The organism is Geobacillus sp. Y412MC52, assembly GCF_000174795.2.
GTDB lineage: Bacteria > Bacillota > Bacilli > Bacillales > Anoxybacillaceae > Geobacillus > Geobacillus thermoleovorans.
In genome coordinates this window covers 2817142-2832294 of sequence record NC_014915.1, presented here as the reverse complement: position 1 = coordinate 2832294, position 15153 = coordinate 2817142, and the positions used below count along the sequence as shown (strand labels likewise).

Below are 15153 nucleotides of genomic sequence, written 5' to 3'. Positions count from 1 at the left end.
GGGAAAGGAAGAAGAAGTGATGAAGCGGAAAACGAAAATCGTCTGTACGATCGGGCCGGCAAGCGAGAGCGTAGACAAGCTCGTGCAATTGATCGAAGCGGGGATGAACGTGGCGCGCCTCAACTTTTCGCACGGAGATCATGAGGAACACGGGCGGCGCATCGCCAACATTCGCGAGGCGGCGAGGCGGACGGGCCAAACGGTCGCCATTTTGCTCGATACGAAAGGTCCGGAAATCCGCACGCACAATATGGAGAACGGCGCCATCGAACTGAAGGAAGGGGCAAAGCTCATCATTTCGATGAGCGAAGTGCTCGGCACGCCGGAAAAAATTTCTGTCACCTATCCGGGGCTGATCGATGATGTGTCCGTTGGTTCGAAAATTTTGCTGGACGACGGGTTGATCGGCCTTGAAGTCAACGCGGTCGACAAGCAAGCTGGAGAAATTGTCACGACCGTCTTAAACAGCGGTGTGCTCAAAAACAAAAAAGGGGTCAATGTCCCCGGCGTGCGTGTCAATTTGCCGGGCATCACCGAGAAGGACCGAGCCGATATTTTATTTGGCATCCGCCAAGGCATCGACTTCATCGCCGCCTCGTTTGTGCGCCGGGCGTCTGATGTGCTCGAAATCCGCGAGCTGCTCGAGGCGAATGACGCCTTACATATCCAAATTATCGCGAAAATTGAAAATGAAGAAGGCGTCGCCAACATCGATGAAATTTTGGAAGCCGCCGATGGCCTCATGGTGGCGCGCGGCGACCTTGGCGTTGAGATTCCGGCTGAGGAAGTGCCTCTCATTCAAAAAATGCTCATTAAAAAGTGCAACATGCTTGGCAAGCCGGTCATCACAGCGACGCAAATGCTCGACTCGATGCAGCGCAATCCGCGGCCGACGCGGGCTGAGGCGAGCGATGTCGCCAACGCCATTTTTGACGGCACCGACGCCGTCATGCTTTCCGGAGAAACCGCAGCCGGCCAGTATCCGGTCGAAGCGGTAAGGACGATGCACCAAATCGCGCTCCGCACCGAGCAGGCGTTGGAGCATCGCGACATTTTGTCCCAGCGCACGAAAGAGAGCCGAACGACGATCACCGATGCCATCGGCCAATCGGTCGCCCACACGGCGCTCAATTTGGATGTCGCGGCGATCGTGACGCCGACGGTGAGCGGAAAAACGCCGCAGATGGTGGCGAAATACCGCCCGAAAGCCCCGATCATCGCGGTGACATCAAACGAAGCGGTCTCGCGGCGGCTGGCGCTCATTTGGGGCGTGTATACGAAAGAAGCACCGCATGTCAATACAACCGATGAAATGCTCGATGTGGCGGTCGACGCGGCAGTGCGCTCCGGCTTGGTGAAGCACGGCGACTTGGTCGTCATCACGGCCGGCGTGCCGGTCGGCGAAACGGGATCGACGAACTTAATGAAAGTGCACGTCATCAGCGACTTGCTTGCCAAAGGGCAAGGCATCGGCCGCAAGTCGGCATTCGGCAAGGCGGTCGTCGCCAAAACGGCGGAAGAGGCGTGCCGAAAAATGGTAGAGGGCGGCATTTTAGTCACCATCAGCACCGATGCCGATATGATGCCGGCTCTCGAAAAAGCAGCGGCGATCATTACTGAGGAAGGCGGGTTGACGAGCCATGCGGCGGTCGTCGGCTTAAGCCTTGGCATTCCGGTCGTCGTCGGGGTGGAAAATGCCACAAGCTTGTTTAAAGATGGGCAAGAGATCACGGTCGATGGCGGCTTTGGCGCCGTCTACCGCGGCCATGCGAGCGTGTTGTAACGGACGTTGCAGCAAAACAGGGTGTCCCAAAAGCAGCGGGACACCCTTTCGCATCGTCCTGTATACCCATTAAACATCTTTGTGAAACGAAAGATTGTATTCCTATTATAGAAAGCCGAGCTTTTGAGACAGCTCCCTTCGATTACGTGGTCGGCTTGCCGATAATAAAGCGCCAAAGATCACGAAAAACATTGGCGCTATGGAGCGTGCGGATGATGACAAGCGCGACGGGGCCGGCAATCAAGCCGAGAAAGCCGAGCAGCTTGAAGCCGACGAACAAGGCGATGAGCGTGGCGAGCGGATCGAGGCCGATCGTTGAAGAAAGCACTTTCGGCTCCATGATTTGCCGTTGGACGAGGACGACGACATACAGCACGCCCAATCCGATGGCAAACGGAATGTCGCCGCTAGCCATGGTGTAAATGATCCAAGGAACAAATACAATCCCCGTTCCCAAATATGGCAAAAGATCGACGAACCCGATGATCAATGCGATCGTAATGGCGTAATCGACGCGCAAAATAAGCAAGCCGATCAACACGATGACCGTCGTAATCGAAATGAGCGTCGCCTGCGCTTTGATAAAGCCAAACAGCGCCCGCTTTAAATCAAGAAACACCGTTTTTCCGCTTGTGCGGGCTTTCGTCGGCAGCCATTGCTGCGCCATGCGCACAAGACGCCGCCAGTCTTTGCTGATGAAAAACGTCGCCAACAGCGAAAAAATAAACACGGTCGCGGCATTCGGCAGCCAGGCGAGAAGCTGCGGAATGTTTTGCAGGATGCTCTGGACAAATTCACCAACCGTCGTCCCAATTTTTTTTCCGACGGCTTGAATGTTTTGCATAATCGTATCCTGTTGGGTGGCGCTTAAACTTTTAAACATCCCGGCCAAATCTTTGTAAATCGGGATGATTTGGTCGGCGACGAACGTCTCCATGTACGTGATCAATGCTTGAAATTTTTCCGGCACGACGCGGGCTAAATATTGCGTTCCCGAAACGATTTCGGCAACAAGAAGCGTGACCAAGCCGGCGACCGCGGCAAACAACATGATGAGCGTGACGCTGACCGCGAGCCAGCGCGGCATTTTCGCTTTCCGCTCCAAAGCATCGACGAGCGGGTTGATGATCATCGCGATGAAAAAGGCGATGATGAACGGATACGTCACCGTCGCGATGTAGTACGCAGCGATGGCGCCGAGCGCGACAGCGGCGATGACAAGAAAAAAGCGCAAAAAGCGATCAACATAAACTCGGGACAATGTTTCACCTCCAACGACGTTCCATATTGATATATTACACGTTTTCTTACGGGGAAGCAAAAAGACAAGTTTCATAGGAAAGGACGGACGACCGTGAACGAACCGGCGTTGTTTTTATTGTTGTTGCTTGCGCTCGGCTTTCTTGCGAAAAACAAGTCGCTTATTGTCGCCGTCGTTGTGCTGTTGGCCATCAAACTTGTCGGCTTGGATCAAAGAGTGCTGCCGATCATTCAGTCCAAAGGGATCAACTGGGGAGTGACGGTCATTACGATCGCCGTGCTCGCTCCCATCGCTTCTGGGGAGATCGGCTTTCGGCAGCTTGTCGGCTCTCTGCAGTCGTTGTCGGCCTGGGTGGCGCTCGCATCTGGCATTTTTGTCGCCTTGATCGCCAAAAATGGAGTAACGCTCCTTGCCAATGACCCGCATATGACCGCCGCGCTTGCATTCGGCACCATCCTCGCGGTTTCGCTGTTTCATGGGGTGGCGGTTGGTCCATTGATCGGCGCTGGCATTGCCTATACGGTCATCAAAATGGTAGAATATTTTTGATCATCAGGCGGCGTGTGGGATCCTCCGTTTTGAGATGAATGGATTTCCGTTTTATTCCTGATCATCATTTCTTTTGACGTGTGACAGCTGACAAAAGTCTGATAATTGTTTATAATAATAAACGTGAGTGAGTTTTCGGCCAAGCATTGTGCAGCTGTTGCGACGGGGCGGTTGTCGCCGGCTTCATGTAAGCACTTTCGCGCGCGCGTTTGTTTTTGCCTCCATTTCGAGCAAGCGCTCATCGGCCATCGGTCGTTATGGCTGGAACTTATGAAGAGAAGGGGAGATTGAACATGACAGTAACCCGTGGGTTAGAGGGAGTTGTGGCCACAACTTCAAGCATCAGTTCGATCATCGATGACACGTTGACGTATGTCGGTTATGACATTGACGATTTAGCCGAAAACGCTTCCTTCGAAGAAGTCGTTTATTTGCTTTGGCATCGCGAACTGCCGACGAAAGAGCAGCTTGAGGAATTAAAGAAACAGTTGGCGGAAAACGCTGAAATTCCAAATGAAATCATTGAACACTTCAAGCTGTATCCGATTGACAAGGTGCATCCGATGGCGGCTTTGCGCACCGCGGTATCGCTTCTCGGCTTGTATGACGAAGAGGCGGATGTGATGACGAAAGAGGCGAATTATCGGAAAGCCATTCGCCTGCAGGCGAAAATCCCGACGATTGTCACCGCCTTCGCCCGCGTGCGCAAAGGGTTGGAACCGGTTGCGCCGCGCAAAGATTTGAGCTTTGCCGCCAATTTCTTGTACATGCTGACCGGCAAAGAACCAGACGACATCGCCACGGAAGCGTTCAACAAGGCGCTCGTGCTGCATGCCGACCACGAGTTGAACGCGTCGACGTTCACGGCGCGTGTCTGCGTAGCCACGCTGTCCGATATTTATTCCGGCATCACGGCGGCGATCGGAGCCTTGAAAGGACCGCTTCACGGCGGGGCGAACGAAGCGGTGATGAAAATGTTGACGGAAATCGGCACGGTCGACAACGTCGAGCCATACATCCGCAGAAAGCTCGCCAACAAAGAAAAAATTATGGGCTTTGGCCATCGCGTTTACCGAAAAGGCGACCCGCGCGCCAAACATTTGAAAAAAATGTCGGAAAAACTGACGAAGCTCGTCGGCGAGCCGCATTGGTATGAAATGTCGACAAAGATTGAAGAAATCGTCACATCGGAAAAAGCGCTGCCGCCGAACGTTGACTTTTATTCCGCCTCGGTTTACCATTGTTTAGGAATCGATCATGATTTGTTTACGCCGATTTTTGCCGTCAGCCGCACCTCGGGATGGTTGGCTCACATCTTGGAACAATACGACAACAACCGTCTCATCCGTCCGCGCGCTGAGTACACCGGCCCAGGCAAGCGGGCGTACGTGCCGATCGACGAGCGCGGCTAAAACAAGTGGACAAGGCGGTGAAGGCGCGCCTTCACGCCTTTTTATAAAAAAACTGCATTGGGGGTTTTGCTCGTGACGCAAGGAGAAAAAATTACAGTCCAAAATGGTGTGCTCAACGTTCCGAACAACCCGATCATTCCGTTCATCGAGGGGGATGGAACCGGCCCGGACATTTGGGCGGCCGCTTCGCGCGTGCTCGAAGCAGCGGTGGAAAAAGCGTACAAAGGTGAGAAAAAAATCGTTTGGAAGGAAGTGCTCGCTGGTGAAAAAGCGTACAAGCTGACGGGCAGCTGGCTTCCGGATGAAACGCTTGAGACGATCCGCGAATACATAATCGCCATTAAAGGGCCGTTGACGACGCCGGTCGGCGGCGGCATCCGCTCGCTGAACGTCGCGCTCCGCCAAGAGCTCGACCTGTTTGTCTGCTTGCGTCCGGTTCGCTACTTCCCAGGCGTTCCGTCGCCGGTGAAACGCCCGGAAGACACCGATATGGTCATTTTCCGGGAAAACACGGAAGACATCTACGCTGGCATTGAATATGCCAAAGGCACGCCGGAAGTGAAAAAAGTCATCGACTTTTTGCAAAATGAAATGGGCGTGCGCAAAATCCGCTTCCCGGAAACGTCCGGCATCGGCATTAAACCGATTTCCGAACAAGGGACGAAACGGCTTGTGCGCGCGGCGATCAACTACGCGATCGAACACGGCCGCAAGTCGGTGACGCTCGTTCATAAAGGGAATATTATGAAATTCACCGAAGGCGCGTTTAAAAACTGGGGTTATGAACTGGCGGAGGAAGAATTCGCCGACAAAGTGTTCACGTGGGCGCAATACGACCGAATCGTTGAAACGGAAGGCAAGGAAGCGGCGAACAAAGCGCTTGCTGATGCGGAAGCGTCCGGCAAAATCATTATCAAAGATGTCATCGCCGACATCTTCCTGCAACAAATTTTGACGCGTCCGCGCGAATTTGACGTCATCGCGACGATGAACTTAAACGGCGACTACATTTCCGACGCGCTGGCCGCTCAAGTCGGCGGCATCGGCATCGCGCCGGGGGCAAACATCAACTACGAAACCGGCCACGCGATTTTCGAAGCGACGCACGGCACGGCGCCGAAATACGCAGGGCTTGACAAAGTCAACCCGTCGTCCGTCATTCTCTCGGGCGTCATGATGTTTGAGCATCTTGGTTGGAACGAAGCAGCGAAATTGATCATCAAAGCGATGGAGAAAACCATCGCCGCGAAAATCGTCACGTATGACTTCGCCCGCCTGATGGAAGGGGCGACGGAAGTGAAATGCTCCGAATTTGCTGATGCGCTCATCCGCAATATGGACTAACCTTTGAAGGAAAGGGATGGCAAACGATGGCGATGAAACGGAAAAAAATCTCGGTGATCGGCGCCGGATTCACGGGGGCGACGACGGCGTTCCTTTTGGCGCAAAAAGAGCTCGGCGACGTCGTGTTGGTCGATATTCCGCAGCTTGAGAACCCAACGAAAGGGAAGGCGCTCGATATGCTCGAGGCAAGCCCGGTGCTCGGCTTTGACGCGAATATCATCGGCACATCGGATTACGCTGACACAGCCGATTCCGACATCGTCGTCATCACAGCAGGCATCGCCCGCAAGCCGGGCATGAGCCGCGACGATTTGGTGACGACGAACCAAAAAATTATGAAGCAAGTGACGAAGGAAGTCGTCAAATACTCGCCGAACTGCTACATCATCGTCTTGACGAACCCGGTCGATGCAATGACATACACGGTGTTTAAAGAGTCCGGGTTTCCGAAAAACCGCGTCATCGGCCAGTCGGGCGTCTTGGATACGGCGCGCTTCCGCACGTTCGTCGCCGAGGAGCTGAACATTTCGGTAAAAGATGTCACTGGGTTTGTTTTAGGCGGCCATGGCGATGACATGGTGCCGCTCGTCCGCTACTCGTACGCCGGCGGCATTCCGCTCGAAAAACTCATTCCGAAAGATCGTTTGGACGCCATCGTTGAGCGGACGCGCAAAGGCGGCGGTGAAATCGTCAACCTGCTCGGCAACGGCAGCGCCTACTACGCACCGGCCGCCTCGCTTGTCGAAATGGTCGAAGCGATTTTGAAAGACCAGCGCCGCATTTTGCCGGCGATCGCCTACCTTGAAGGCGAATACGGCTATGAAGGCATTTATTTGGGCGTGCCGACGATCCTCGGCGGCAACGGCATCGAGAAAGTGATCGAGCTCGAGCTGACCGAAGAGGAAAAAGCGGCGCTCGCCAAATCCGTCGAATCCGTTAAAAATGTCATGCGCATGCTGGAATAGCGGCGAGGCAAAAATTCGGGCATTGCCCCGGATTTTTGCCCACAGTCAATGAAAGCGCTTTCTAGACAACGAAGGGGTGGGAACATGTTGAAAAAACGAAAGCTCGGGAGACGGATCGGGGAAATTCAAGCGGGGGAAAAGCTCGTGTTCCAAGCCGCCATCGAAGACAAAGACTTGCTTCTTTATCTTGGGCTGACGGATGATGCCAATCCGCTCTATATCCAGCATGATTATGCTTCACAGACGCCGTTTGGAAAACCGGTCGTGCCGCCGGTCATGTTGACGGGGATGATCACTTCCGCGGTCTCCAAATATTTGCCAGGCCCGGGCAGCTACATTACGCGGCAGGATCTTCGCTTTCTCCGCCCAGTTTATCATTATGAAACGCTCGAATTTTTGCTCGAAGTCGCCGATGTCGATGAGGCGGGCCATTGCGTGACGTTGTCCGTCATGGCGACGCGCGGTGCGGAAACGGTGCTTGACGGAACGCTGTCTGTCTGCCCGCCGCATACGTTGCCGCGCCTAGACGGGCGGGTGCTCGAGAACTTTTGACCTCATGTTGAAAGCAGTCCCCCACTTCGAAACAAAGGGGGAGTTTCATGCCGCTTTCCGCCAAAGGAAGCCAACCAAACGCGAGGGGCAGTTTTCCGCGGGCAACCTGTCCGCAGGAAAACGCCCTTTTTTCTTTTTTTGTCCGAATCATGGCGTCAATTGTGGTATCATAAAGGCAGAAACCATTGGACGGGATGGAGGAGCGGCATGGGACGAAAAATTTTAGTTGTCGATGACGAACAGCCGATTGTGACTCTGTTGTCGTACAATTTGGAGAAAGCCGGATTTCACGTCGTGACCGCTCACGATGGCGAAGAGGCGCTCGTGAAAGTAGCGTCCGAGCAGCCGGCGCTCATTATTTTGGACTTGATGCTGCCGAAGCTTGACGGCGTTGATGTGTGCAAGCGGCTTCGCCAGCAGCAAATCATGACGCCGATTTTAATGTTGACGGCTCGCGATGATGAATTTGACAAAGTGCTTGGTCTTGAGCTTGGCGCCGACGACTATATGACAAAGCCGTTCAGCCCGCGCGAAGTCATTGCCCGCGTCAAGGCGATTTTGCGCCGCACGGAGATCGTTCAGCCGGCGGCTGAATCGAGCGAGCGGCTTGTTGTTGGCGAGCTGGAAATTTTTCCGGAACGCTATGAAGCAACGATCGGCGGCAAGCCGCTTGAGCTGACGCCGAAAGAGTTTGAGTTGCTCCTTTATTTGGCTCGCCATAAAGGGCGGGTGTTGACGCGCGACCAGCTGCTCAGCGCCGTGTGGAACTACGAGTTTGCCGGCGATACACGCATTGTCGACGTCCATATCAGCCACTTGCGCGAGAAGATCGAAACCGATACGAAAAAACCGATGTACATTAAAACGGTGCGCGGCCTTGGCTACAAGTTGGAGGAACCGAAGCGGCATGAATAGCTTCCGCACCCGCCTTTTGTTTTGGCTCGTGACGCTCATCGCCACAGTGTTGATCGCCCTCGGGCTTTTGCTCGGGCAATTGCTGAAAGATTTTTACGCCGAGACGATGAACAAACGGATGGAAAAAGAGGCCCAAGCGCTTGCGATTTTGCTTGAAAATGAACCGCTCGAGCAAATCCGCGCCGATTTGCAGGAAATGGGGAATGAGCTGTCGTCCCGCATCACCGTGCTCGATAAAGAAGAACGGGTGCGGTTTGACAGCGGTCGCGTCGCAGCGATCAGCGACAAAGACCATGGGCGCATCGTCCGCGCGATTTTGCGCAAAAAGCAGTTTCCCCGTTTTTCCGTGATTGAAAAAACAAACGACGTCTATTACTACATCGTCCCGTACGAGCGCGGTGAGCGGAGCGGGTACGTCGTTTTAAGCACACCGACGAGCTCACTCAAAAAAGTAAACGAGCAAATTTGGGGCGTGCTCACGAGCAGCCTCGGGATGGCGCTCGTTGTCATCATCGCCCTCGTCTGGAAAATCGCCAATCAATATATGAAGCCGATTGAAGAAGCGACGAAAGTGGCGTTTGAGCTGGAAAAAGGCAATTACGCCGCCCGTGTGCCCGATGGTGAATATAACGAGGCCGGGATGCTTGTGCGCTCGATCAACCGGCTGGCCCGCCATTTGCAGGAGATGAGCAGGGCGCGGGAAATTCAGACCGATCGGCTTCACACGCTCATTGAAAACGTCGGCAGCGGCCTGTTGTTTATTGACCACCGCGGACATATTTCTCTCATCAATCGGGCGTTCCAGACTCAGTTTCATCTCGATCCGTCGGATTGTTTGCACCGTCCGTACGCCGATGTGCTGCCGCATGGCGACATCGTCCGGTTTATCGATGATATTTTCATCACCGAAACGACGATGCGCCGGCATATGCGGCTGACGATTGGCATCGAGCGGAAACATTTCGATGTATACGGGGCTCCCATCATTGGCACGAACGCCGAATGGAAAGGGATTGTCGTCGTGTTTCACGACATTACGGAGCTGAAGCGTCTTGAGCAAATCCGCAAAGACTTTGTCGCCAACGTTTCGCACGAATTGAAAACGCCGGTGACGTCCATCAAAGGATTCGCCGAAACGCTATTGGATGGCGCCATGAAGGATGAAGCGGCGCTCGAACATTTTTTGACCATCATCTTAAAAGAAAGCGAACGGCTGCAAACGCTCGTTGAGGAACTGTTGGACTTGTCGAAAATCGAGCAGCACGGATTTCAGCTGCAACTCGAAGACGTGGATATCGCTCAAGTCATCGCCGAAGCGGCTGCTGTGTTTCGCCAAAAAGCGGCGGAAAAACAAATTGATTTGCATATCGAATCGCCATCCGGGCTTGTCATCCGCGGTGACAGAAATCGGATGAAGCAAATTTTGCTGAACTTGCTCGCCAACGCCATCACGTATACGCCGGAGCACGGACGGGTCGCTGTCGAGGCGGAAGAGACGGAGAAAGAAGTGCTGATCCATGTGAAAGACACCGGAATCGGCATTGAGGAAAAGGAAATCCCGCGCATTTTTGAGCGTTTTTACCGCGTCGACAAGGCGCGCAGCCGCGATTCCGGCGGAACGGGGTTGGGCCTGGCGATTGTGAAACATTTGGTTGAGGCTCACCATGGATATATTACCGTAGCGAGCAAAGTGGGGCGCGGCACCGTGTTCACGATCCATTTTCCAAAGCCGGGGCGGTAGCCGGCTTCTTTTGATCATCTCCAACTGAGAAGCCTCCCATTTTTCAGCGTGAGCGTAAGCAGGGGATGAATCGGCGCCTCCCATCATGGTGGGAGAGCGTTCAAGGCAAGCCGCAGGCATGGTACAATAGGACAAGGAAGCATCCGAGGAGGGATGAGATTGAAAAAAAAGCTTGTTTTAATCGACGGCAGCAGCGTGGCGTACCGCGCCTTTTTTGCCTTGCCGCTTTTGCATAACGACAAAGGCATCCATACGAACGCCGTCTACGGGTTTACGATGATGTTGAATAAAATTTTGGCGGAAGAAGAGCCAACTCATATGCTTGTCGCGTTTGACGCCGGGAAAACGACGTTCCGGCATGAAGCGTTTCAAGAGTATAAAGGTGGGCGCCAGCAGACGCCACCGGAGCTGTCGGAGCAGTTTCCGCTGTTGCGCGAGCTGCTGAGGGCGTATCGCATCCCCGCCTATGAACTCGAGAACTACGAAGCGGACGATATTATCGGAACGCTTGCCGCCCGCGCTGAGCAGGAAGGGTTTGAGGTGAAAGTCATTTCCGGCGACCGCGATCTGACCCAGCTCGCCTCCCCCCATGTGACGGTGGACATTACGAAAAAAGGGATTACCGATATCGAACCATACACGCCGGAGACGGTCCGCGAAAAATACGGCTTAACTCCGGAACAAATCGTTGATTTGAAAGGATTGATGGGCGACAAATCGGACAACATCCCCGGAGTGCCGGGCATCGGGGAAAAGACGGCGGTCAAGCTGCTCAGGCAATTCGGCACGGTCGAAAATGTGCTTGCCTCCATTGACGAGATCAAAGGCGAAAAGTTGAAAGAAACGCTGCGCCAACACCGGGAGATGGCGCTGTTAAGCAAAAAGCTCGCCGCCATTCGCCGCGACGCCCCGGTCGAGCTCTCGCTTGATGACATCGCCTATCAAGGGGAAGACCGGGAGAAAGTGGTCGCTTTATTTAAAGAGCTTGGGTTTCAATCGTTTTTAGAGAAAATGGAATCGCCGTCATCAGAAGAGGAAAAACCGCTTGCCAAGATGGCATTTACGCTTGCTGACCGCGTGACGGAGGAGATGCTTGCCGACAAGGCGGCGCTTGTCGTTGAAGTGGTCGAGGAAAATTATCATGATGCGCCGATCGTCGGCATCGCTGTGGTCAACGAACATGGACGGTTTTTCCTGCGCCCGGAGACGGCGCTTGCCGATCCGCAGTTTGTCGCCTGGCTTGGTGATGAAACGAAGAAAAAAAGCATGTTTGACTCAAAGCGCGCGGCAGTCGCCTTGAAATGGAAAGGAATTGAGCTATGCGGCGTTTCCTTTGATTTATTGCTGGCCGCCTATTTGCTTGATCCGGCGCAAGGTGTTGATGATGTGGCTGCCGCAGCAAAAATGAAGCAATACGAAGCGGTGCGCCCGGATGAAGCGGTGTATGGCAAAGGGGCGAAGCGGGCCGTGCCGGATGAGCCAGTGCTAGCCGAGCATTTGGTCCGCAAGGCGGCGGCGATTTGGGCGCTCGAACGGCCGTTTTTGGATGAGCTGCGCCGCAACGAACAAGATCGGTTGCTCGTCGAGCTCGAGCAGCCGTTGTCTTCGATTTTGGCGGAAATGGAATTTGCCGGAGTGAAAGTGGATACGAAGCGGCTCGAACAGATGGGCGAAGAGCTCGCCGAGCAGCTCGGCACGGTCGAGCAGCGCATTTATGAGCTCGCCGGCCAAGAATTCAACATCAATTCACCGAAACAGCTCGGCGTCATTTTATTTGAAAAACTGCAGCTGCCCGTCTTGAAAAAAACGAAAACTGGCTACTCCACTTCGGCGGATGTGCTTGAAAAACTTGCGCCTTATCACGAGATCGTGGAAAACATTTTGCATTACCGCCAGCTTGGCAAGTTGCAGTCGACGTATATTGAAGGATTGCTGAAAGTCGTGCGACCCGATACAAAGAAGGTGCATACGATTTTCAATCAGGCGTTGACGCAAACCGGACGGCTCAGCTCGACGGAGCCGAACTTGCAAAACATTCCGATTCGGCTTGAGGAAGGACGGAAAATCCGCCAAGCGTTCGTGCCATCGGAGTCTGATTGGCTCATTTTCGCCGCCGACTACTCGCAAATTGAGTTGCGCGTCCTCGCCCATATTGCGGAAGATGACAATTTAATGGAAGCGTTCCGCCGCGATTTGGATATCCATACGAAAACAGCGATGGACATTTTCCAAGTGAGCGAGGACGAAGTGACGCCCAACATGCGCCGTCAGGCGAAGGCGGTCAACTTTGGGATCGTTTACGGGATCAGTGATTACGGCTTGGCGCAAAACTTAAATATTTCGCGCAAAGAGGCGGCTGAATTCATCGAGCGCTACTTCGAAAGCTTCCCTGGCGTGAAGCGGTATATGGAAAACATTGTGCAAGAAGCAAAACAGAAAGGGTATGTGACGACGCTGCTGCATCGGCGCCGCTATTTGCCGGATATCACGAGCCGCAACTTCAACGTCCGCAGTTTTGCTGAACGGATGGCGATGAACACGCCGATTCAAGGGAGCGCCGCTGACATTATTAAAAAGGCGATGATCGATCTGAACGCCAGACTGAAGGAAGAGCGGCTGCAAGCGCGCCTTTTGCTGCAGGTGCATGACGAGCTCATTTTGGAGGCGCCGAAAGAAGAGATGGAGCGGCTGTGCCGGCTCGTTCCGGAAGTGATGGAGCAAGCGGTCACACTTCGCGTGCCGCTCAAAGTCGATTACCATTATGGCTCGACGTGGTATGATGCGAAATAAAGAGAAGTCTTGGTGTGGAGCGCCGGCATCCCTAAGAAGGCCTGTGATGGAATGAAAAAGCAGTTTCACAACGACTCTTCTCCAGTTGGGAAGCCTTGAACATCGAGCCGTCCTTCTCAACCAACATGACCGATTTTGTGAAAATCAGCGTTTCTCACCGGCCTTTTAGGCAGAATCTTTCGGTGCGACGATTCTCGGCTGCGGGTCGATGAATTGGAGCGAAACAGCTGCCGCCCCATGGAGAATCTTTCTCTCGGCGGATGAACCGGCGTCAATGTGAAAGCGTCGGCGGGAACGATGCAGGAAAACGGAGGAAAGGGGGGATCGCCATGCCGGAATTGCCGGAGGTGGAAACGATCCGTCGTACGCTTTTGCCGCTTATTGTCGGAAAAACGATTGAGGATGTGCGCATCTTTTGGCCGAACATCATCCGCCATCCGCGAGACCCCGAGGCGTTTGCGGCAAGAATGATCGGACAGACGGTGCGTGGTTTGGAACGGAGAGGGAAATTTTTGAAATTCCTGCTCGACCGCGATGCGCTCATTTCCCATTTGCGCATGGAAGGGCGCTACGCCGTTGCTTCTGCCCTCGAGCCGCTCGAACCGCATACGCACGTCGTGTTTTGCTTCACGGACGGCAGCGAACTCCGTTACCGCGACGTGCGCAAGTTCGGAACGATGCACGTTTATGCCAAAGAAGAAGCTGACCGCCGGCCGCCGCTTGCTGAGCTTGGGCCGGAGCCGCTTTCCCCGGCGTTTTCCCCAGCTGTATTGGCGGAGCGGGCGGTGAAAACGAAACGGCCGGTCAAAGCGTTGCTCCTTGATCAGACGGTCGTGGCTGGGTTTGGCAATATTTATGTCGACGAATCGCTGTTTCGCGCCGGCATTCTTCCCGGCCGGCCGGCCGCCTCGCTCTCCAGCAAAGAGATCGAGCGCCTGCATGAGGAAATGGTGGCGACGATCGGCGAGGCGGTCATGAAAGGGGGAAGCACGGTGCGCACGTACGTGAACACGCAAGGGGAAGCGGGTGCGTTTCAGCATAGCTTGTTCGTCTACGGACGCAAAGGAGAGCCATGCAAACGATGCGGCACGCCGATTGAAAAAACGGTCGTCGCCGGCCGCGGCACGCATTATTGCCCGCGCTGCCAGCGCTAGGCGGCGCGTAAAAAGGAGAGGGGTTCCATGACGTTGACGATCGGATTGACCGGCGGGATCGCCAGCGGCAAAAGCACGGTGAGCGCGATGATGCGCGAGCTCGGCCTTCCGGTCATTGATGCTGACGAAGCGGCGCGCGCCGTCGTCCGACCGGGGGAAGACGCCTACCGTCAGATTGTCGCCGCCTTCGGTCCGGGCATTTTGCAGACAAATGGAGAGATCGATCGGGCGAAACTCGGGGCGATCGTGTTCAACAACGAAGAAGAACGGAAAAAGCTAAACGCCATCGTTCACCCGGCGGTGCGTCAGAAAATGCTCGCGGAGAAAGAAGCGCTCGTCCGTTCCGGGGCGAAAACGGTCGTATTGGACATTCCGCTTTTATTTGAAAGCGGATTGACATCCTGGGTCGATAAAGTACTTGTCGTGTATGTTGACGATGACATCCAGCTTCGCCGGCTGATGGAGCGGAACGGGTTCACTGAGGAAGAAGCGCGCGCCCGCATTCGCGCTCAATGGCCGCTGGCGGAAAAAATGAAGCGGGCCGACGCGGTCATCAACAATAACGGAACGAGGGAAGAGACACGCCGTCAGCTGTTGGCTATTTTGAAACAATGGGGCGCCTTGGAAAAATAGGCGTCTTTTTTGTTCGCTTTCAGTCATTTTGTTCTCCACATTTCCTAAAAATAT

12 protein-coding genes are annotated in these 15153 nt (G+C 54.3%); 11 read left to right on the top strand and 1 reads right to left on the bottom strand.

Translation table 11 applies throughout. The features are described from left to right. Positions 1-19 precede the first annotated feature (19 nt). Positions 20-1783, top strand: a complete 1764-nt coding sequence (pyk, locus tag GYMC52_RS13910) for a pyruvate kinase (protein WP_013524304.1) — start codon at positions 20-22, stop codon at positions 1781-1783. 142 nt (positions 1784-1925) lie between these two features. Here pyk and ytvI read toward each other — a convergent pair whose 3' ends face one another. After that, positions 1926-3044, bottom strand: coding sequence for a sporulation integral membrane protein YtvI (gene ytvI, locus GYMC52_RS13905; protein WP_013144514.1), 1119 nt, complete (start codon positions 3042-3044; stop codon positions 1926-1928). Between the two features lie 93 nt (positions 3045-3137). Here ytvI and GYMC52_RS13900 point away from each other — a divergent pair, with 93 nt between their 5' ends. The 10 genes from GYMC52_RS13900 (at position 3138) to coaE (ending at position 15099) form a co-directional block, all read left to right on the top strand. Next, a complete protein-coding gene (locus GYMC52_RS13900; protein WP_013524303.1) occupies positions 3138-3593 on the top strand; it encodes a DUF441 domain-containing protein in 456 nt (151 codons plus the stop codon). Between the two features lie 293 nt (positions 3594-3886). After that, a complete protein-coding gene (gene citZ, locus GYMC52_RS13895) occupies positions 3887-5005 on the top strand; it encodes a citrate synthase (protein ID WP_011232210.1) in 1119 nt (372 codons plus the stop codon). 72 nt (positions 5006-5077) lie between these two features. Continuing rightward, positions 5078-6349 carry an NADP-dependent isocitrate dehydrogenase gene (gene icd / locus GYMC52_RS13890; RefSeq protein WP_011232209.1) on the top strand — a complete coding sequence of 424 codons (1272 nt, stop codon included), beginning with the start codon at positions 5078-5080 and terminating at the stop codon, positions 6347-6349. 26 nt (positions 6350-6375) lie between these two features. Then, on the top strand, positions 6376-7314 hold the full coding sequence (gene mdh / locus GYMC52_RS13885; RefSeq protein ID WP_013524302.1) for a malate dehydrogenase: 939 nt from the start codon (positions 6376-6378) through the stop codon (positions 7312-7314). A gap of 84 nt (positions 7315-7398) precedes the next feature. Continuing rightward, positions 7399-7866 carry a MaoC/PaaZ C-terminal domain-containing protein gene (locus tag GYMC52_RS13880; RefSeq protein WP_011232207.1) on the top strand — a complete coding sequence of 156 codons (468 nt, stop codon included), beginning with the start codon at positions 7399-7401 and terminating at the stop codon, positions 7864-7866. A 207-nt stretch (positions 7867-8073) separates the two neighbouring features. Continuing rightward, on the top strand, positions 8074-8781 hold the full coding sequence (locus GYMC52_RS13875) for a response regulator transcription factor (protein WP_011232206.1): 708 nt from the start codon (positions 8074-8076) through the stop codon (positions 8779-8781). Further along, positions 8774-10522 carry a two-component system histidine kinase PnpS gene (gene pnpS, locus GYMC52_RS13870; protein WP_013524301.1) on the top strand — a complete coding sequence of 583 codons (1749 nt, stop codon included), beginning with the start codon at positions 8774-8776 and terminating at the stop codon, positions 10520-10522. Before GYMC52_RS13875 ends, pnpS begins: the two co-directional genes overlap by 8 nt. A gap of 153 nt (positions 10523-10675) precedes the next feature. Next, complete coding sequence (gene polA / locus GYMC52_RS13865) at positions 10676-13312, top strand: DNA polymerase I (protein ID WP_041469283.1); 2637 nt, start codon at positions 10676-10678, stop codon at positions 13310-13312. 329 nt (positions 13313-13641) lie between these two features. Continuing rightward, the gene (mutM, locus tag GYMC52_RS13860) at positions 13642-14466 is read left to right on the top strand and encodes a DNA-formamidopyrimidine glycosylase (RefSeq protein WP_013524299.1); all 825 of its coding nucleotides are present in this window, start codon (positions 13642-13644) and stop codon (positions 14464-14466) included. Positions 14467-14493: 27 nt separating this feature from the next. After that, positions 14494-15099, top strand: coding sequence for a dephospho-CoA kinase (gene coaE / locus GYMC52_RS13855; protein ID WP_013524298.1), 606 nt, complete (start codon positions 14494-14496; stop codon positions 15097-15099). The last annotated feature ends 54 nt before the right edge of the window (positions 15100-15153 follow it).